Consider the following 19951-nt stretch of genomic DNA (forward strand, 5'->3'; position numbering starts at 1 on the left):
ATTATATTTTAAAGCCTAAATTATTACTGGTTCTGGAATGGCAAAAATTCCACAATACACCTTTAAACACCCATTTCACTAAATCTGTTCTTCCTTTTTTAAGATAGGTAAATATTTGTTTCGGACAGGCAATGCCGATATAAAAACAGGAAAAGAGCAGGGTATTGAGCAAGCTGGTATTTCTGCGAATGAAAAGCATCCGGTTCCTGGTCATGAAATAAGTTTTGATCATGCTTTCTTTGCCCACACTCATCGACTCTTTATGGTAGATTTTTGTTTGGCCTGTAAACCAGATTTTCTTGCCCGCACGTTTGAATTGCTCACACCAGTCTAACTCTTCATAATATAAGAAATAATTTTCAGCCATCAGCCCCACAGTATTTAAATCTGCCCTTCTACACATCATAGCTGCGCCATGACAAAAGGCAGTTTCTCTACTGTCCTGATCATATTGACCGCGGTTGTGATCCATATTACCGATACCCTTATTCCTCGCACTGAGGTAATTCATCTCCGTAAATCCCGCATACTGGATAACATCCGGTTGGTCATAATAGAGAATGAGTGGAGAAATTATTCCAATTTCCTGATTTTGATCCATCGTTTCGGTCAACACCGTAATCAGGTTTGGGCTGATCTCCGTATCGTTGTTTAATAACAGCAAAAAGTCGCCTGTAGCGATGTTAATGCCAATATTATTCCCTCCAGCAAAGCCCAGGTTTTGTTCGGAACGAAGGTATTTCAGACCGGGATAGGCCGCCATAAATTCAGCTTCATGGTTTTCTCTACTCCCATTATCTACTAAAATTAATTCAATAGGAATCCCTATGGTATTATTCTTGACTGATTGTAAGAATGCTAACGTTACCTCTGGTTGATTAAAATTAACGGAAATTATGGAAGTCAGTTTCATCTGCCGTAAAAGTAGGATTTTGATTGATCATTTTTTAGCGATTTAAATTGTAAAAGAAGTATAATTGTAGAAGATTTAATTTCATTAAATAAATACGGCTCCGGCTCATGATCAATAGATATGTCCTCACTAAATAAGATATCCAGGGTATTAAAATATGTGGGTATACTCATGAGTACCTCTCTTACGCAATGTAATAGACCCGTGGCTGCCGGCCGACAAATAGACAGCACTTCTATGGTTACGCCGATTGTGGCTCCGGTAGTCAGCTTAGGAGACACTTCCCGATACGTCAGCATTGATATTGAGCTTAAAAAAGCGAAGAACCCTGATTTTCAGTTTACAGACCTGGCCTTTAATAAGAGTAAAGGTTTCATGCTGATGAAAGATGATGGGCTGGCCTCAGATTATACGATTGTTTACAAAGTCTTGTCTGGCGGTGTGGTAAATGGGAAACGTTATCCAGGATTTACCTATACCGATGGTGCCGGTAAAAACATTGGCTACAAATATTCTTTTGCCATCAATCCTAATGAAGAACACAGCACCTCCAATAATGTAACGTCCTGGCCACAGATCATCGAGATCGTGTCTAAAGGACATTCTATAATGAACCATACCTTATATCATGGGGGTACGGATAAACTAAAGGCATTAAAAGATGCCGAGAAAAACCTTTGGCGTCATACGCATTACCGAATGACGGAGATTGCCATTCCATCAAATGACGAGGGTTTTGTGGAAACCGGGCTTCAGCTGGGTTATCATTTGATTTCTTCCGAATTCGGAGAGCCGACCCCAGATGGGAACAACAGTCCGGGGAATGAGAATATGAGTTGGGGAAGTGTGATCCCAATGAAAACTCAGAACTTCAAAAAAGTATTGATTTCCAGGACCAATTTAGGAGACCAATGGAATCCATCAGAGCTTAAAAATGCAAAAAGCTATGTTGATTATGTATTTAGTCACCCGGAAAAGTCAAAAAAACTAATCGGGGCAGCCTTTAGTCATGGTCCATTTGGAGATAAAAAAGAAGGTGCCGAAATCTTCTATGAGTTCATCAATTACATCAAGAACCACCCGGCAAACCGTGATAGCGTTTGGATGACTTCTTCCAAAGAATTAATGGATTATGTGAAGACAAAAGCCAAGGTAAAAATCGTTAAAGAGCGCTACGACCGGGCTACAGGAAAATACCATATTGTTTTAGATATGAATACTGTTGATCCGAACGTCATTTACAGGAACATGAGTTTGGTAGTGAATGGTGGGGAAATCTCCAACGTAAAAGCTACTGGAACCAATGACGTCACTTTTAATCCTAAAACGGGATTGGTCAATATTTATAAAACAGATCGGTCTAGAGTTCGCGATCCATTTAAGGATAAGTTACCCCCACAAATTTCAAAAATCAGTTATAAAGGAAATGTGATTACCATCGTTTATGATTTACCAGTCAAACAAAGCATGGTACAAGGGTATGAGATTCCCGGAAATAAAGTATTAGGATTAAAGGGTTCAGGAAAAGTATGGCAATTGTTCCTTCAAAATCCGGTAACGGAGAAACAAACCTTCTTTTATCGCATGCAACGTGGAGATGCCAGTCAGGCAGATGACCCTTCATCCAGGGTTTGCACCTATGCAGGATCGACTCTTTTAAAAGGGAACTGATCTATCTGATAAAAATCAGAAAATAAACAGCCCTGTAATATTTTAGGCACAATCTGAGCGGCGCTTGGATTTCTAACATATTGGCACTATATTTTCATAGTTAAATATTTACTTTAACATGCGTATTGCTCATTTGATATTAACATATACCAATCCAAAGCAGACTGAAAGAATGATCAGAATGATGTATCATGAGAATTTCGACTTTTACATTCATGTAGACAAGAAATTCGACATCAATCCACATCTCTTTCTGGAAGCACTTCCCAATGTATACTTCATCAATAATCGGGTGGATGTAAAATGGGCTGGCTTTAGTACGGTCATCGCAACTTTCGAATGTATCAAAGAAATCGTAGGAACAGGTATCCCCTATCAATTTATTAATTTTTTAAGCGGACAGGATTACCCCTTAAAAACACCGACAAGGATCTATAATTTCTTTCAGGAAAACGTAGGTAAAGAGTTTTTAAGCTACCGCGATTTCAAAAACGACTGGAAAGAAGGACTAATCCGTATGGAAAACTACTTCCTTTCAAGTTATAGTTTTCCGGGAAAACACAGGCTGGAAACATTAATTAATAAAATCATGCCCAACCGGAAACTACCTTATCATTTACATCCTTATGGAAAATCGATGTTCTGGATGCTAAGTCCGGAAGTGGCCATGTATGTAGTCAATAAAGTAGAAAATGATAAGAAGCTGAGGCAGTTCTTCTCTTTCAGCTGGGCGAGTGATGAGTTTGTATTTCAAACCATGATCCTCAATTCCAGGTATAAAGATAAAGTAGTAAACAATAACTACAGATACATCGACTGGAGTGCCGGAGGAGCGAATCCCAAAGTATTAAATGAATCAGACTTTGAAAAATTACAAGAGACCGAAATGTTGTTTGCAAGGAAGTTTGATATGGTCAATAGCCCTGAAATCCTGGATTTGATCGATCAACAAATTCTAAAAAACGACGCTGTACACAACCTATAAATCAACCTATAACCACTCATGCATTACCTTGTTAAAGAGTTTGTACCCCCTCTTGCCCTTAGTTTAAGGTGGTACAGTTTTAAATACGGCTGGAAAGGCGACTACCCTGATTATCAATCTGCTAAAGCCAAGTGTCAGGGTTATGATGAAGCGGACATTCTAAATAAAATCAAAGAGAGTACCTTAAAGGTTATCAATAAGGAGATTCCTTACGAGCGTGATGGCATCGCCTATGATAAGCCGCAGATGAACTTCCCTTTGCTGAGTACTTTGCTGTATGTGGCTTCAAAAAACGACAATGAGCTTACCCTGATTGACTTTGGCGGTTCCCTTGGCACCACTTATTATCAAAACTATCCTTATTTATCGCATCTAAAGAAGTTAAAGTGGTGTATTATAGAGCAACCGGAATTTGTAGAAGCTGGCAAAGCCGGCTTTGAAAATGAACATGTTACCTTCTATAGCTCAATTGCAGCCTGTCTGGCAGAAAACGAGGTGGATCTATTCCTCATTTGTAATGTGCTGCAATACCTGGAAAAGCCTTATGAGTTATTGGAAGAACTGAAAAACTCATACATTCCTCATGTATTGCTTGATTATGTTGGCTATAACGATCAACCAGCAGATAGAATCACAATACAGTACGTACCACCAGTATTTTATGGGATTGAAGCTTCCTACCCCTGCTATTTCCTGGACCGAAACCGGGTAGAACAATCGATGAAAACTGCTTATGAAAAGAAATATGATTTCATTTCTGCGCCAGAAAAGTACTATCTTCAACTAAAACCCTTCCGATATGAAGGTTCCTTTTGGGAAATCTAAAAACAACACCCTACCTACCTGCTAGTTACAAATAAAATGATCGAATCATTCTCTAATAAAATCAATAAATTAAGAACCAATCTTAATCTGTTACGGATTTTAAAACTGATTTGGACCGCTTCAAAAACCTGGACTACCATTTCCCTGGTATTCATCATCGTAGAAAGTGCGCTATTCTTTTCTTCCTTGTATATGTTGAAGTTGCTGATTGATACCATTTCAAAACATGGGATCCACAACCTTCAAAATGAATCAGAAGTGATCAAATACCTGATTCTTGCGGCATTATCTGCGGTTTTCTACACGGCAACTAAAGCCATTTCTGGTTATATCACCGAGAAACAATCCGGAGAAGTTGCGGAATATATTGACAGTAAAATTCATGAAAGTGCCATCGGACTTGACCTCTCTTTTTATGAAAGTCCGGAGTATTTTGACATCCTGAAAAGAGCAAGAGATATGGGAACTGACCGCCCAAATCTGATTGTGTTTACCATTGTAGATATTGCCAGAAACAGCATCAGCTTAATTGTAATCGGATCCATGTTAGTTTCTATCGATTGGCGCCTGTTTCCTATTCTGGCAATATTTGTCATTCCTACTTTATGGGTAAGAATCAAATTCGCAGATAGTCAAAATGCACTGAGAATAGCACAAACTGCATTAGAAAGAAAATCTGGTTATATGAGTACCTTGCTCACCACCGATGTTCATGCCAAGGAAATCAGGAGTTTCGGACTGGGACAGCATCTTCGTAAGCTCTATTCCAGTATCCGTTTAGATCTGCTTTCCGGGAAACTTGCCATCAGTAAACACCGGACCTATAAGGAACTCCTCACTTCTACCGTTGCTGCAATCGGTTTTTTTTCCTGTATTGCCTACATTGCAATTGGGAGCATTCATGGAACCACTAGTGTTGGTGACATCACTTTATTTCTGGTCGCCTTCCCTCAGTCCTTTAATGTGCTGCAAGGATTATCTACCAGCATCTCTACACTTTATCAAAACAACATTTTCGTAAAGAGCATATTTGAGCTATTTGATTTGAAAAGCAGCTTACCAGAGCCTGAACATCCGCTACCCATTCCCAATGATCCCAATATCGATCTGGAGTTAAAAAATCTGAGTTTTAGCTACCCACATTCCAGGAAAACTACCTTATCCGATATCAACATTAAACTTCCTTCGGGGAAAATAATTGCCGTAGTGGGGATGAATGGGGCAGGAAAATCAACACTAATAAAATTACTTTGTCGTCTTTATGATCCGAGTTCCGGACAAATTACTTTAAATGGAACAGACATCAGGCAATTTAAAACTGAGGATTACCGAAAGCAGATCTGTGCAGTATTTCAGGATTTCGGAAAATACAATGTGACAGTTGCAGATAACATCAGGTTTGGTGACATCAATGGAGATCGTTCTCATCATGAAATCGTTGAGGCTGCAAAAAACTCCGGTGCTGATTTGTTTATTGATAAATTCCCTGATGGTTATAAAACTGTGATGGGTCGGATTTTCGAAGATGGTCATGAAGTAAGCATTGGCCAATGGCAAAAACTTGCCATCGCCAGATCATTTTATAGCAACTCCCGGTTTATCATTCTAGATGAGGCCACCAGTGCACTAGATGCCAAGGCAGAGAAAATATTGTTCGACTCTTTCCGGGAAAGAATCGGTAACCGATCAGCCCTGATCATTAGTCACAGGCAATCCGCAGTGAAGCATGCAGACTATATTTATATGCTTTCCAATGGCCAGATAGTGGAATCGGGTACCCATGAGGAGCTAGTTTCAAAAGCTGGAGCTTATTTTAAATTGTTTAATAAAAACGAGTCAAACCACAGCGCATGAAAAAAATAGCAATTGTAAGTTGTGTGGAAGACTGGGGCGGCAGCGAAGAACTCTGGGCCAGAAGTATTCCCTATCTTCAACAAGATGGCTACAAAATTGTGCTGTTAAAATCCAGGATCAATAAATCACATCCCGAATTCCTTGCTCTGGCAAAGATTGGTGTAGATCTAATTGAGATGGATCCCCCGGGCTCTTTTTTTAAAAAGTACATTAAGAAAGCCATTCGGTTTTCCAATAAAATAGCCACAGAATTAAAGCTTAGAAATGCGCAGCCACAAGAACTCAGAACGTTCAAAAAGGCGATCCTAAAGGAAGCGCCTTCCCTGGTCATCATTGCACAGGGAATTAACTTTGACGGACTTAAACTGGCCAATGAATGTTTAAGCTTAGGTATTCCGTATGTGATTATCTCTCAGAAAGCCGTCGATTTTTATTGGCCTTCGCCAAACGACAGAGCAATGATGTTAAAAGTATTGCAACAGGCAAAACGTTGTTTCTTCGTTTCGCAGCATAACCTGAGGCTCACGGAAGAGCAATTTGGAAAAAGGCTGTCCAATGCAAGGGTCGTTTTCAACCCGGTAAAATTATCAGGAACGCCGCTACCCTACCCGGAATCAACAGCACCATACAAGTTAGCTTGTGTAGGTCGATTATTTGTATTGGATAAGGGTCAGGATATCCTGCTGAGGATTTTAGCCCAAAAAGAATGGAGAGCCAGATCTGTTCAGGTTTCATTTGTAGGCAAAGGGCCTGATGAAGCCGGACTAAAAGAAATGGCAGCCTTACTGGAGCTGGATAATGTCAACTTCCTGGGGCAGCTGGAAGACATCGGGCAGATCTGGCAAGACCACCATGCACTGGTACTTCCTTCCCGAAGCGAAGGCTTACCGCTTTCTATGGTAGAAGCCATGTCTGTTGGCAGAGTCGTAATCGTTAGCAATGCTGGCGGAAACGCAGAACTTCTGGAAGAAGGCCATACAGGTTTCATCGGAGAAGCCAACGAGCACTCTTTTGCGGAGGCAATGGAACGCGCCTGGCAACTAAGGGATCAATGGGAACTTATTGGAAAAAACGCATCGAAATATGTTAACGTTCATGTTCCGGCAAATCCTGAGCAAGATTTTGCAGAGTTAATTCATGAAGTTTTAAGCACATAAGTTATGCAAGAACTCCAAATATTAACCGAAAAAGCCATTCTAAGGGGAATTGATTTCCTGGAAGACCATCAATTTCCAAATGGAGAATTTTGCTGTTATATCGGTGATGAAGAGGAAATGAAAATGTGTATTACCCAAAGTAATATTTTCCCGACTTCTCTTATTGCCTATTCTCTATTGCAGTTAAGGCAACTCCCGATAGTCCATGAAATTTTGGAAAAGGCAGCGGCCTTCCTACAGTACCAGACGATGAGGGGCGGCGTATGGAATAATTTTACCATTTTAAACCCATTGTTTCCTATTTGTCCTCCAGATGTTGACAATACGGTCTGTGCATCCTATGTGTTGCGCGCTTTAAACAAAAGCTATCCTCCAAATGAAGAACTCATTCTGGCCAACCGCAGCAAATCCGGCTTATTATATACCTGGTATACTTTCCGTCCTATTTTTGTTCCTATAAAAGATTTCTGGATGTTAACGCTCCGGGCATTAAAACACCCGATAGCCAGCTTATTATTCTGGAAAAAAACAGAAGCATCGCGCTATGACATCGACGGAGTAGTGAATGCGAATGTGCTTTTTCATTTGGGTTATAAGGAAGAGACGGCTGTTATTGTCCCTTACCTACTAAACATCATTGCGACAGAAAAGGAAGGAGATTGCGACTTATGGTACCGCAATCCATTTACTGTTTATTACTTCTTTTCCAGAACTTATCGTGCTGGAATAAAAGAAATGGAGCCCGCAAGATCAACGATTAATGATCGGGTTTTAAAATCTGCCAATGAGGATGGCTCTTTTGGAACCGGGGTTCTGGACACTGCTTTGGGGATTATTGTACTGCTCAATGGAGGTTTTAATGCTCCTGAAATAGGCCGGGCAGTGGATTTTTTAATCAGCAAACAGAAGAAATCCGGTGGATGGCCACGATGGGCAGTATATTATGGTGGTCCAAAAAAGCGTCTATGCTATGGTTCTGAAGAATTGACCACTGGTTTTTGCTTAGAAGCCCTGGCTTTATACTCCAACAGTAATCAAAAGAAAAATGAGCATATTTAACGTCATCAGGTCACAGGAATGGTGGAGTTACAAACTACCTCCTCTACTCGCTATCGGCTATGCGACTGCGCTAATGTCTGAAGTACCACTTTACCAGGTCGCCTTTCAGCTTCTTTTTTTACTGAGCGCATTAATTGTAGGGGCAATCTATGTCAGTGTGATCAACGACATCACGGACCTGGAAGAAGACCTGGCCAGTGGGAAGTCGAACAGAATAGAGAAAGTACCTCCCAAATTGAGGTGGCTCATCCCTGTTGCCTGCTTATTGCTGGGTCTGATGTTTGGGTACCTGCTCTATCCTGATTTACTTTCCTGTGTACTCTATTTGCTTTCCTGGATTGTTTTCAGTCTCTATTCTATAAAACCCATCCGATTAAAAAACAGAGGATTCTGGGGCGTATTGGCCGATGCAACGGGCTCTCATCTTTTCACAAGTCTGCTGATGGTAGCCAGCATCAGTTATGTGACCCATCAGGAAATCAACCTGGTTTGGTTTATAGCAGTAGCAGGCTGGTCACTTTGTTATGGACTTCGCGGAATTTTATGGCATCAGTTTTCAGACCGGGAAAACGACCTTAAGGTAAATCTGAACACCTATGCCAGCCATATTCTTCCTGCTGATTTCAAAAAATATGCGATCCTGATTATGACTTTGGAGTGTAGCTGCCTGTTATTGATGTTATATGAACTACAATCTGCCTATGCCCTGATCTTTCTGGTTTTGTATTTTACATTGGTCTTGGGGAGGTATCTCCTATACCATACCCAACTGATCCTCATTCTTTTCAACAAAGAAAAGCCTTTTCAAATTCTAATGGCTGATTATTATCAGGTGTTCTTCCCGATGGCACTTTTGCTGGCAGCTGTCCAGCTGAATCCAAAGAATCTGATCATTCTCCTGATTCATGCGCTCTTGTTTACGGAAGGCTTAAAAAGGGCTTTTATCGATTATATCAAGTTTTTCAGGTTCCTTCTCTTCAAAAAACATCGAAATTGATCAGGAAATGGATCTTATCTTATAATTCTGGAACAACTAAATTACCAATTACCTTGTCTATCAGCTCCTATATTTCTATATTAGTGGACTAGAAAAGGAATGCTGTTTAATTGCTTCTCCCTTTATAAACAACTGATTAATGAATTCCCAGCCGCTTGTTACCATAATTATTCCGACATTTAATAGAGCATCAAAACTTCCCGATGCAATAGAAAGCGCAATTCAACAAACTTATAAAAACACTCAGATTATTGTTGTTGATGATGGTTCTGCCGATGGAACTTCAGAGCTGATCAAAAACTACCCTCAGGTAGCTTATTATTACCAGAAAAATGCTGGACAGGCTTCTGCAAGAAACAAAGGTTTAAGTTATGCTAAGGGGGAAATTATTGCCTCTCTGGATTCGGATGATATGTGGCAAGAAGATTTTCTGGAAAAATGCGTCCATAAACTGGAATCAGAGCACCTGGACTTTGTATTTGCCAACTGGTCTCAGGATGCAAAAGTAGGCTCGAGCTGGGACTTTTTAATAAACGATCCCTTCCTTAGTCCCTACTATGGCAAACAAAAGGGCAACTGGATCAATTTAGAAGAGAACGAAGTTCGATCACTTTACATCCAGTCCTGCCCTTCTCCTTCTTCTTCCATGGTGATTCGTAAATCCTCGATTGTATCGGGCTGGGATGAAAAAATGAACATTGGAGACGATTGGTCCATGTATCTGGAGATGATTCTTTCCAAACCTTGTCGCGCGGCTTTTACCCTTGAACAGTTATGGAGAAAAAGAGTGGATGAAATCAATGTCTATGACGGCAGAAAATGGAGTGAAGTATTAGAGTTCCTTCACATTGCAGATTTAAAGAGGAATATGGAGAAACTCAGTGACCTGCTGAGACCGGAAGAACTGAAAGTATTAGAAGAGCGGTATATGTCTAGTCTTGTAGAGCTTTCTAAACACCATTTACTTCGGGAGTTTAAAGTTAAGGACTCCTTAAGACTATTGGGCACTTCATTTGCAATAAACATACCTTTTACACTTAAAACCATCCCTAATATCTTGTTTCTGGGCTTGAACCGAAAATTAGGCCTGGTAAAGAAGAAAGTAAAGATTTAATATTGTTTTGCAGGAGTCCTGTCTATTCAGGACTCCTGCAAAACAGGCAGTATTTTATAGTGCTTCAACAAAGACCGGAGTCTCGGTTATAGTCAATTTTAGTATTCCTCCTTTTGTCGGGATATCTTTAGGTGTCATGGTGTCTGCCCCAGGTTTTAACTGGTGGACTCTAGCCATCTTTGCTTTCCCTAAATCCAGTTCGTAGGTTTCTTTTCTATCCTTTTCATCTGGCACCACTAAAACATACATTGTTTTTTGATTGTATTTATATACGTCTACAAATGGGTCGCTATTAATTGTTTTTTCATACACATAATCCCCCATCAGGTTACCGGTTTGTAAAAGATAATCGGCAGCAGGCCTACGTCTATCCGCATGTAATAGTCCTGAAGTTCCAAAAGGACTTTCCGTATCGTCGGTTCCCGGAGGCAGGATATCATAAGCCAGGTAAAAGAACACCCGGTTTAGGCCATGTCTGGCATACATCAATGAGGTTCTCAGAATCCAGTCTGCCTGAGTAAGCAATACTGATTTTGAGCCGATAGGAATGGCACGTTGAATACTCTTGCTGTTTAAGTCATAGCCAGTTTCTGTAGTCCATACTTCTATATTACTACCCAGACTACGCGCATAATTGACAAAAGTATCTGCAATGTCGGGCATATTACCCAGCTCTGGTGCGATCCCTCTTTTAGTAGAGTGAAACTTCGCAAACCAGCCAGTATTATCATTGGAATAAAGGTGGTAATTGATCACATCAAAACATAAATCGACGGTTCCATCAGGTTTATATCCTCTATTCTCTTTACACCATTCCACAATTTCTTTGATATAGTTGATATCCGGTCTCGCCAATCCTCCAATCACTACTTTTATATTTGGGTCGGCAGTTTTAGCGCCCACATATTTACCCATTTTACCTTTGTTACCATCATAAAATGCGGAAAGGTTGGCGGCATATTCTCTGCCTGTTTGCTGAGCGATTTCGCCTTTCCACCATTTATCAGGTTCATTGTTACATTCTACATAAGTCACCAGATCCAGACCTACTTTTACCTTATTCACTACATCACCATGCCATCTGGGTTTCTTATTCAGCACGATTGCATTGGTATCAATGTTTTTATTAGAACCATAACGGGCTACAAACTGATAGATCGCTTTGGCCTGTGCTTCATAAGAAGCTGGTTTTTCGCGGTCAGCACCATATTTTACGGCCACTACATCAACTTCACGTTGATGCGTTGGATAGCTTTTATACAACCAGTCGGGAACATTTTTCAAGCAGGCCAGCATCACAAGACCTTCTTGTTTTGCTCTGGCATATACCGCATCATAATTCCAACCACCCCTGGTAGTAGGATTAAAGGAATAGATCCCAGGGCTATCTTCCAACTTTTCCCAATCCATATAATGTCTTACTGAAGAGAAAGATTTCATCAGCTCCATTTTAGGCTCATAAATTTTACTTCCATCATTAGGGTTATTTGGGTCCTGCAGGAAATCCCACTCGAAGGCATTAATACCTAGCATATCTTTCATTTTCACCTTTTTACCGGTATCAATTGGAACATCGGGATGATCACTGCGGCATTCTGTTAAAAAGAAGCCAAGGAAGAGGACTAGGACTAAGCGGAGAGACTGAGCTTTTTTCATCGTTAATTTTTTGGTATTGAGTGTCATTATTTAGCTATCCAGCATAAAAGCATAGCAGGGTATTTGTTTATTTACACCTGGGATTTTACAGCAATAAATTGATCCAGCTGATCCAAAATTTTAACGTTCACCTGATTGTCAAACTTTCTGGCGTAAAATTTATCGGATGCTTTAATCAAATCAAAATCATTATCTGTTAAAATTCTAGGATTAGGCCTACCACTTTCCCAGGATATAAACCGTAAATTATTATTAATCACATCGGACTTAAATGGCGAATTCATGATAATGGTAGCAATTATGAATTCGTCCGAGCCCCATGTGTATTGCATAAATCGTTCCAGTCTTGGATTCTTTTTCATAAAGTCAACGATGTACGCTGCACATTCCGGAGTAATGGTCCACCAGGAAGAGTCACTACTTCCGTAAAGTGGAATGGATAATGGAAAAGATCTTTTTGGGAGGTACTTATTAAAGATGCTCTGAACGAAGTACTTTCCCTTAAATTTAAGATCCGTAAAATGGTAAAGTTCCGCTCTTGATGCTGCTTCTTTCCACCAAATTGCATTAGGATCCTGATCATAAGAGATAAAGCATTTTCCAGGATGTTCTTGATAAAACTTATAAAGCCTATCTATTGGCTTGATCGGATAATCCTGACCACTCATGAGGTTGATAAAATCGTAGGATGTTTTCTGACTTAAAATTTCCGAGAGGGAGCTAATAATTGCCTTTACAAAAGAGAAGCCTCCCCAGTTGCACAATACTCGATTCTGGATAAAGCTTACCCTTTCAAGCTGTGCTAAATGCTCGAATTCTTTGATATCGATTTTAAGATCCAAATGAATGTAAAAATGAAAATTAGGGTGATCCATAGCCTTAATCATCCGCTCTACCTGTCCTGAATTTTTATATGCCATTATTAAATGGGCAATCTTCATTTTTTTCTAATTAAATAAACAGAATACTACTACTATTATGAATTGACCACCTCTTCTTATAACCTACAAAATGACGACATCATCAGCTGTTGGGGCACAATTATTAAAATCATTTTGTGAGTACCAATATAACTATTGTTCCTTACTCAGCAAAGTTTGTGCTTAAAAAATCTGTTAATTCAGAAATTACGCAATTCTTTTACAATGATTGTTTTGAAATCCTGATCCCTGTTAAGAAAATAGCAGTGAATGAATAAAAAAAGTCAGTCTGGACGAGTTCATTGCAATTGTATTTTAGCGGATTTCAGCTGCTATTGCTTTCTTATTTCTGCAATAAGGAGAGGTAACCATTTCATAACTAGGTTTTGAGGGCTATCCTAAGATCGCAAAGTCATAGAAAAGTCATAATTAAATTTACCAGGGTATTCCACATTTGTTAAAAATGTGGGAAAAACATTCCCCACATTGAGGAAAAACGCTTTTTAGGAATTCAAAGGGAAATGCTACATAACCAGCCTATGTTCAGCATTACCATTGTTGATTGAAAAATCCTTACAATTGCAGAAATATTAGGGGAACGATTACATTAACTTCAAGAAATTTATGATCATAAAATACAAAATGCCATTTCTTTTATTTGGGCTATTCGTCCTGATGGCATGTAAAAAAGGAGATACCACTCCTCCTCCAGAAATTGAAGTTCTTCCCCCAACTACAGCACCAATTCCACCAGCTCCAACAGCACCACCAAGCGATGTTCCTGCCGATGCAACCGTCATCGAACTGGGTCGCGGCGAAGGTGAAGAGTTAACTATTGATGGTTCAACGCTTAAAGTAAGCTCAAATGCTTTCATTAAAATAAAAGGTGGCAGATATAGCTCTATTCTCATTAGAAATATCTCCGCTCCTGCCAACAAACCTTTCTTCATTAAAAATGATGGAATTGTGAAAATCACGAACATCATGCACACCAGCAATATTAGCAATGTGGTGATCTCAGGAGATAATGTAGCAGATCAGAAATACGGATTCCAATTTGAAAATATTAGCTTCAGAGCCATCAGTATGGATGGTAGGATGAACGGCATCACTATCAGAAACATGAGCTTCAAAAACGTAAGAGATTATGTAATTGCAGGCGAAAAAAACAATGGCGACAGCTTCCCTTACACAGGAACTGCTGAATCAAGGACCGAAAATTTCAGGATCATTAACTGTCTGTTCGAAAATGCCGGCGGAATTTCATTCGGAGGTAATCTGAACAGCGATACAGGAGAAGATTCAGGCTTGTTCAAAAACGTAGAAATTGCTTATAATACTTTTCAAAACACTCCGGATGCAGGTACATTGTGTTCTTTTACAAATGTTCAGGATTACGACATCCACCACAATGTAGTGAACAATGTAAATGCCAACAACAACAACCACAATGGTATTTTCTTTATGCAGGGTAATGGTAAGTTTCATGAGAACAAACTCACCAATTATCAGGGTAACTCCATTAGAATGTGGCTTTATTCGAGAGGAAGCAGTCCTGCAACCAACGAAATCTATAACAATATATGCTACAATACCAGAAAGTATGGTGCATTTGAATTACAAGGATTCGGCAGAAACATATATCCGGGTAAGTCTACTTATGCCAATGCAAAAGTATACAACAACACCGTAGGAAAAATGAATACTTCCAGAGACTTTGAAGGTCAGATCCTGGACTTGTACAACACTTTTGGCAGCCTAGAATATTACAACAACCTTGGTTTTGATTTAAATAGCAAAAGAGAGATCGGTAATATGATCAATAACATGAGTGATACTAAGATCACCAAGGACACTAACAATAAATACGTTGCAACACAAGCGGAGGCCGTTATTGACATCAATACCTTCCAATCAAAATATAGTGGCATCGGCGCAGCAGCCATGTAATACAGGAATTTAGAGCATTTAAAAAGGGCAGCTTTCTTATCGAAGGCTGCCCTTTTTATTTAGATTTTCATAAAGGCTTTTTTGATCTTATTGATCACCTTCCGAATGTATCGCTGATTCCCGCTAATGGGTTTAAAATCCTTAAATGGTGTCATTGATAAATACCTGTAAAACTCATCCTTATACACCTCTTTCGAGTTATAAGAAGTAAAGATAGGTTTGATATCCAGGAAATGCACGAGGTAAGGATTCTCATTTTCTTTAAAAGCGAACCAGTTCCATTTTGGATCCAATTGCAACCATTTGTTTGCCAACACTACATTCAGTCCATACTGATCAGCCAATTGCACGTATTCTTTATGGGTACTCAACGCAGTAATCACCTGGTTAGATAAATCTTCTGCTCTCCATTTTTTAGGATCGATCACCAGTACACCTGAATTGAAATATTTAGTATCTGCGGTCAGGCCTAACTCTTTGTAGTTCTTAATACCACCCCATTCACAATCTACAGTTTTACCTACATCCTGCGCAGCAGCAACCGTATATTCGCCAAGGTCGATGTTCCATAACTTAGAAATATCATCCTGTACAATCGTATCCACATCCAGATAAATCAAACGATCTACCTCCGGGTCTACCACATATGGAGAAAACACGCGCATATAAACCGTTAATGGAAATGCTGAATTGTCTACAGGGATCACAATATTTGATGGTACAATCTCCTTGCTTTTAAACCATTTCAATGTGATCATTTTCGGATCAGCAATCGCGCTTAATTTCTCTTTCACTTTTGGAGAAATCCCGTCATCGATAATATGAAAATCGATATGTTCCTCTGTTTTATGGTTAACCTCAATAGATTTTAACAAGGCAGCGATCAGTATAGCATAGTGGTTATCACTTGCTACTACTATGGAAATGTTATTGTTTTTTTTCATATTCAAAATAAGAAAGGGTGCTTAATGATTTGCAGTCTTGTCTCTGCTGAAAAGTGTAAAATATATCTGTTTTATAAATAAAATAACCTCTTTGTATCCCACCACATAAATCTCCCAAAAGTTAAACTTATAATATTTATTGAGTGGGTAATAAGCGATAATAATGGCGATGATCACTGGAAGTACGTCTGCAACCGCGACAGCATAAACGGATTTAAACAGATAAATTCCGACTAAATCTCCGGTAAAGTTTACGGCCAGCATAATCAGCAACTTATAGAAATTGATCTTGGGAAGGTGAATCACATCCAGGGTCAGCGAGAAGAAACGATCTGCAGGAAATAGAATGGCCATAGTCATAAATATACGGAATAAATTAGGTGCTTCCGTATCCATATACTTCGCTCCACCAATCAGGCCAATGATCGGCTCTGCAAAAATAATAGACACACCTGCGATCCCAATAATGCAGACAGACAGCATTCCTACCATTTTTTTCATGACATACATCATCTCTTCTTTCTGGCCCTTGTTGTAATAAGCAGAAAGGCTAGGCATTCCGGAAGCCGCAAAACTCAATAAAGGGATCTCTATAATTTGCATTAGCCTTCCTCCTAAACTATAAATCGCTAATGCGGATGGACCGAGGAAAAAGTTGATAAAAAAGGTATCGGTAACTTTAAATAAATTGGCACTTAAACCTGAGCCTACGCTATATTTTCCGAAATGAAAAATCTCCAGGAAACCAGATTTAGTGACTTTACTAATCGCTCCTATTCGGGTCCAGCCCAAAAGCAGGACACTGATACTGGCAATCAGATTAGAACCGATAAAGGTGAGTACAATCGCGGTTAAAGTCGCCTTTTGAAGAAATATCAATACAATCACTGTCCCCATAAAAAGCACCTGATTGATCATTCTGAGCCAAAGTAAGCGATCAAAACGTTTATCCCCCTGAACCACCAGATTTGCCATAAATAAAGGCAATGTAGCCAAGGAGATCAAGGAGAAATATTTCAGGAATAAAGTCATTCCTTCATTAGTAATATATGCGGACAAAAAGAAGGTAATGATATTGATCAGCACACAGCATCCGGTAATAATTAAGGCCAGGCACCAGGTAGAGCCAACCACTTCATCAGCACGTTCCTTGGCAGTTCCTGAGTAAAATTTAATAAATGCATTGGTTAAAAATCCGGAACGAACCGTATCTACCAGACCCCAGACCGTCATGAAGAAAACATATACCCCGATTTCGTTAAAAGGCAAGGCACGGTATAAAATTGCAATCGTCACCACTCCAAAGATGGCCATTACACCATTTCCCAGTAAAGATTGAAAATGTATATTTTTAAAGGATGAAAGTATCGTTTTTATAAAGGACATATAATATTAGTATGGCGCAGCGATCTAAAACCTTAAATCATCCCATTCATTTCAAAGCTCTGAATAGGCAACTTTTAGGCCAGTTTTCTAAAATCAGTAATCTAATACCAAAATCCCGATTCGCTTAATTTCCAGACCAAGTTAATTCATATTTTAGAATATTCGCAGCTTTATCTGCCCTTTAATGTGATTAAGGAGATTTTTACATCGAAAGAATTAAAAACCGCTTCCTGCTTCCCTTGCGCAGATATATGTGCCAATAACTTTAAGATCGGATCTGCTCCTTTTTCATAATACCAGGCAGGCTGACCTATCGGATCGCCAATGTCTGTACGGTAATAATCATTATAGAGAAACCACACCCGTTTTTTTCCTTTAATACCCTCAAAATCTGACTTAAGACGGTTTAAATAACTATTAACATCTGTTGAAACAAAGCGGTAATCTTTACCTTCTATCGCCTTAAACGAACTAGGATGGATTCTTTGATACACTTTATAACCTGGAAGGTCATTCCAATAAACGTAGACCACATCCCCTGCCTGGAATTTCTCCTCCAGTACTGCAAGGGCCTCCCTTTGAAATGACCGTTTATGACCAATGAGCTCTTCCGGATGCTTTACATATTCCATAGAATTCAGTAACAAACCGGAACCCAGCAATAGCGCAAAAACCACATTAAACAACTGATTATGAAAGCGTGATACACACCAGAGATAGCCATTCCCGATAAACAAAATGAGTATTGGGCTGATAAATACCCAAAACCGCTCTGTAAGTGGGTACAGCTTCAATCCTGAGGCAAGAAACAGGAATAAAAAGGGAAAACACAAAACCAAAAAATCCTGCAGTCGTTTATAGAAAAGGGCAAGGCCTAAAAACAACATACTGAGTGGCAGCAGCACCAGCCATTTTACAGTCCAAAGAAATCCTAATGGATAATCAAACAAGCGATATAGATTAAGGGCATACCATTCTAAATCTTCTATACTCTTTGGAGGCATCGGCATAAAATTTTTATAAAAATCAAACCAGTCCACAATCCATCTGGACTCTGCATGCCTATGGGTAAAATAGAGGTAATTAATACCAAAACTGAGGAACCAAATCAGGAATGGAATACACTGCCTGAAAAACATCGGCCAATCCTTTTTTATTATTCTATAAAAACTGAGACCAGTGGCTATCCCCGCAAGCACAAAAATAGCTGCATAAGAAAACCACAACACCAAGGCACCAATGAGTCCCCAGACTAACAAATCAGGGTAAGTACTTTTCTGTTGATACTTAATATAGCTATATAGAATTAGTAACGTGGTGAACATTTCAGTCTGGTATTGTTTTACCTCTACCGCATGAAAAACCAGTGGACTGGCAAAGGCTAAAATCCCTAAACACACTACAGCCCCCTTTTCATTTGTAAAATACCGACAAATGGGAATAAACAGGAACAGGGATAGGATTCCACAAATCAAGGAAAATAGCCGCAATGCCTGTTCAGTCGGCCCAAAAATTTCTACAAAAAAGCGGACAGTCCACAGAAAACCGATGGGGGCCTTTTGTTGATAATCTAAAGGCTGCATCGCCAAATCCAGGTAATCCATCCGGAGTAAACTACTGGAAAGATAAACTTCATCCATCCATAAAGCGCGGTTATAGAAAAAATGGTACAACCTTAGCAATATCCCTGAAATCAGAAATAATAACAACCAAACTTTATAATTAGACAACAGGGTTCGCTTCATTTTAAGAACCATCGGTGAACATTAGTATATAAATAATAGAAATATGTTTAAATTTATAAAAAATAATCTACTATAGGTGAACAAGTTAGACTGGATAAATTTAAAAGCAATCATACTGGATGTAGATGGAACCCTGTATCATCAGTCGAAATTAAGAAAGAAAATGCTGTTTCAGCTATTGGGCTACTATTTATTCCATCCTTTGGAAATCAGGGATCTTTTCATTTTATATCATTTTCGTAAAACACGAGAAAAAATGGCTGGGCAGCAATATGAAAACCTGGAAGAAATGCAGTATCAGCAAACTGCGGATAAGTTAAACCTTTCGGTGCCTCGTATAAATAAAGTGATTACAAAATGGATACTTCAGGAACCGAACAAATATCTATCGGAATACACCTATCCTGACCTGATCCCATTCCTGGAATTGATGAGAAAAGAAAAAATTAAAATCGTGGTTTATTCGGATTACCCAGCGGCAGAAAAGCTATGTGCCATGAACCTGCAGGCAGATCTTATTGTCGCAGCTACAGACCCGGAAGTAAGCGCCTTAAAACCAAACCCTAAAGGATTGAATTTCATTCTAAACACCTTACATTACCCCGCCAATCAATGTGTTTTTATTGGCGATCGTGAAGAACTCGATGGACAATCAGCAATGGTGCTGGGAATGCCATTTCTTTTGATCAGCAAAGATAGAAATGAAGCAAACCTTTTATATACTCAATTGATTGCAAGCTATAACAAATACAAACTCATAGAAACAACGGATTAA

16 protein-coding genes are annotated in these 19951 nt (G+C 39.3%); 10 read left to right on the top strand and 6 right to left on the bottom strand.

Annotation, left to right across the window (positions count from 1 at the left end; translation table 11 throughout):
* Position 1: 1 nt before the first annotated feature.
* Complete coding sequence (locus tag R2S10_RS06155; RefSeq protein ID WP_316839567.1) at positions 2–913, bottom strand: glycosyltransferase family 2 protein; 912 nt, start codon at positions 911–913, stop codon at positions 2–4.
* 171 nt (positions 914–1084) lie between these two features.
* On the opposite strand from R2S10_RS06155, the gene R2S10_RS06160 reads away from it, so the two are divergent.
* The 8 genes from R2S10_RS06160 (at position 1085) to R2S10_RS06195 (ending at position 10575) form a co-directional block, all read left to right on the top strand.
* Positions 1085–2584 (top strand): hypothetical protein, encoded by a 1500-nt coding sequence (locus R2S10_RS06160; RefSeq protein WP_316839568.1) that lies wholly within the window; start codon positions 1085–1087, stop codon positions 2582–2584.
* 118 nt (positions 2585–2702) lie between these two features.
* On the top strand, positions 2703–3569 hold the full coding sequence (locus R2S10_RS06165) for a beta-1,6-N-acetylglucosaminyltransferase (protein WP_316839569.1): 867 nt from the start codon (positions 2703–2705) through the stop codon (positions 3567–3569).
* An 18-nt stretch (positions 3570–3587) separates the two neighbouring features.
* On the top strand, positions 3588–4394 hold the full coding sequence (locus R2S10_RS06170) for a methyltransferase, TIGR04325 family (RefSeq protein ID WP_316839570.1): 807 nt from the start codon (positions 3588–3590) through the stop codon (positions 4392–4394).
* A 36-nt stretch (positions 4395–4430) separates the two neighbouring features.
* On the top strand, positions 4431–6248 hold the full coding sequence (locus R2S10_RS06175; RefSeq protein WP_316839571.1) for an ABC transporter ATP-binding protein: 1818 nt from the start codon (positions 4431–4433) through the stop codon (positions 6246–6248).
* Positions 6245–7405, top strand: a complete 1161-nt coding sequence (locus tag R2S10_RS06180; protein WP_316839572.1) for a glycosyltransferase family 4 protein — start codon at positions 6245–6247, stop codon at positions 7403–7405. The genes R2S10_RS06175 and R2S10_RS06180 overlap by 4 nt, the downstream gene beginning before the upstream one ends.
* Positions 7406–7408: 3 nt before the next feature.
* Entirely contained in the window at positions 7409–8464 is a 1056-nt protein-coding gene (locus tag R2S10_RS06185) for a hypothetical protein (protein WP_316839573.1), read from the top strand.
* Positions 8451–9461, top strand: a complete 1011-nt coding sequence (locus R2S10_RS06190) for a UbiA family prenyltransferase (RefSeq protein ID WP_316839574.1) — start codon at positions 8451–8453, stop codon at positions 9459–9461. Before R2S10_RS06185 ends, R2S10_RS06190 begins: the two co-directional genes overlap by 14 nt.
* A 139-nt stretch (positions 9462–9600) precedes the next feature.
* Positions 9601–10575, top strand: a complete 975-nt coding sequence (locus tag R2S10_RS06195; RefSeq protein WP_316839575.1) for a glycosyltransferase family 2 protein — start codon at positions 9601–9603, stop codon at positions 10573–10575.
* 54 nt (positions 10576–10629) lie between these two features.
* Here R2S10_RS06195 and R2S10_RS06200 read toward each other — a convergent pair whose 3' ends face one another.
* Both R2S10_RS06200 and R2S10_RS06205 read right to left on the bottom strand, forming a co-directional pair.
* Positions 10630–12231: a hypothetical protein gene (locus R2S10_RS06200; RefSeq protein WP_316839576.1), complete on the bottom strand. Its 1602-nt coding sequence runs from the start codon at positions 12229–12231 to the stop codon at positions 10630–10632.
* Between the two features lie 71 nt (positions 12232–12302).
* Positions 12303–13172: a beta-1,6-N-acetylglucosaminyltransferase gene (locus tag R2S10_RS06205; RefSeq protein WP_316839577.1), complete on the bottom strand. Its 870-nt coding sequence runs from the start codon at positions 13170–13172 to the stop codon at positions 12303–12305.
* A gap of 603 nt (positions 13173–13775) precedes the next feature.
* Between R2S10_RS06205 and R2S10_RS06210 the strand changes: the two genes are divergently transcribed.
* Positions 13776–15101: a hypothetical protein gene (locus tag R2S10_RS06210; protein WP_316839578.1), complete on the top strand. Its 1326-nt coding sequence runs from the start codon at positions 13776–13778 to the stop codon at positions 15099–15101.
* 59 nt (positions 15102–15160) lie between these two features.
* On the opposite strand, the gene R2S10_RS06215 is transcribed toward R2S10_RS06210, so the two are convergent.
* From R2S10_RS06215 to R2S10_RS06225, 3 genes are all read right to left on the bottom strand, one after another.
* Positions 15161–16045, bottom strand: a complete 885-nt coding sequence (locus R2S10_RS06215; protein WP_316839579.1) for a glycosyltransferase family 8 protein — start codon at positions 16043–16045, stop codon at positions 15161–15163.
* 21 nt (positions 16046–16066) lie between these two features.
* Entirely contained in the window at positions 16067–17431 is a 1365-nt protein-coding gene (locus tag R2S10_RS06220) for a lipopolysaccharide biosynthesis protein (protein WP_316839580.1), read from the bottom strand.
* Positions 17432–17601: 170 nt separating this feature from the next.
* Entirely contained in the window at positions 17602–19176 is a 1575-nt protein-coding gene (locus tag R2S10_RS06225) for an ArnT family glycosyltransferase (protein WP_316839581.1), read from the bottom strand.
* A 76-nt stretch (positions 19177–19252) separates the two neighbouring features.
* Between R2S10_RS06225 and R2S10_RS06230 the strand changes: the two genes are divergently transcribed.
* Entirely contained in the window at positions 19253–19951 is a 699-nt protein-coding gene (locus tag R2S10_RS06230; protein ID WP_316839582.1) for an HAD family hydrolase, read from the top strand.

It is taken from the genome of Pedobacter gandavensis (genome assembly GCF_032678745.1).
Taxonomy (GTDB): Bacteria; Bacteroidota; Bacteroidia; order Sphingobacteriales; family Sphingobacteriaceae; genus Pedobacter; species Pedobacter gandavensis_C.

Excerpts from the sequence above, each read along its gene's own strand:
- R2S10_RS06155 (WP_316839567.1), bottom strand. The coding sequence starts at position 913 with ATGAAACTGACTTCCATAATTTCCGTTAATTTTAATCAACCAGAGGTA.
- R2S10_RS06160 (WP_316839568.1), top strand. The coding sequence starts at position 1,085 with ATGAGTACCTCTCTTACGCAATGTAATAGACCCGTGGCTGCCGGCCGA.
- R2S10_RS06165 (WP_316839569.1), top strand. The coding sequence starts at position 2,703 with ATGCGTATTGCTCATTTGATATTAACATATACCAATCCAAAGCAGACT.
- R2S10_RS06170 (WP_316839570.1), top strand. The coding sequence starts at position 3,588 with ATGCATTACCTTGTTAAAGAGTTTGTACCCCCTCTTGCCCTTAGTTTA.
- R2S10_RS06175 (WP_316839571.1), top strand. The coding sequence starts at position 4,431 with ATGATCGAATCATTCTCTAATAAAATCAATAAATTAAGAACCAATCTT.
- R2S10_RS06180 (WP_316839572.1), top strand. The coding sequence starts at position 6,245 with ATGAAAAAAATAGCAATTGTAAGTTGTGTGGAAGACTGGGGCGGCAGC.
- R2S10_RS06185 (WP_316839573.1), top strand. The coding sequence starts at position 7,409 with ATGCAAGAACTCCAAATATTAACCGAAAAAGCCATTCTAAGGGGAATT.
- R2S10_RS06190 (WP_316839574.1), top strand. The coding sequence starts at position 8,451 with ATGAGCATATTTAACGTCATCAGGTCACAGGAATGGTGGAGTTACAAA.
- R2S10_RS06195 (WP_316839575.1), top strand. The coding sequence starts at position 9,601 with ATGAATTCCCAGCCGCTTGTTACCATAATTATTCCGACATTTAATAGA.
- R2S10_RS06200 (WP_316839576.1), bottom strand. The coding sequence starts at position 12,231 with ATGAAAAAAGCTCAGTCTCTCCGCTTAGTCCTAGTCCTCTTCCTTGGC.
- R2S10_RS06205 (WP_316839577.1), bottom strand. The coding sequence starts at position 13,172 with ATGAAGATTGCCCATTTAATAATGGCATATAAAAATTCAGGACAGGTA.
- R2S10_RS06210 (WP_316839578.1), top strand. The coding sequence starts at position 13,776 with ATGATCATAAAATACAAAATGCCATTTCTTTTATTTGGGCTATTCGTC.
- R2S10_RS06215 (WP_316839579.1), bottom strand. The coding sequence starts at position 16,045 with ATGAAAAAAAACAATAACATTTCCATAGTAGTAGCAAGTGATAACCAC.
- R2S10_RS06220 (WP_316839580.1), bottom strand. The coding sequence starts at position 17,431 with ATGTCCTTTATAAAAACGATACTTTCATCCTTTAAAAATATACATTTT.
- R2S10_RS06225 (WP_316839581.1), bottom strand. The coding sequence starts at position 19,176 with ATGAAGCGAACCCTGTTGTCTAATTATAAAGTTTGGTTGTTATTATTT.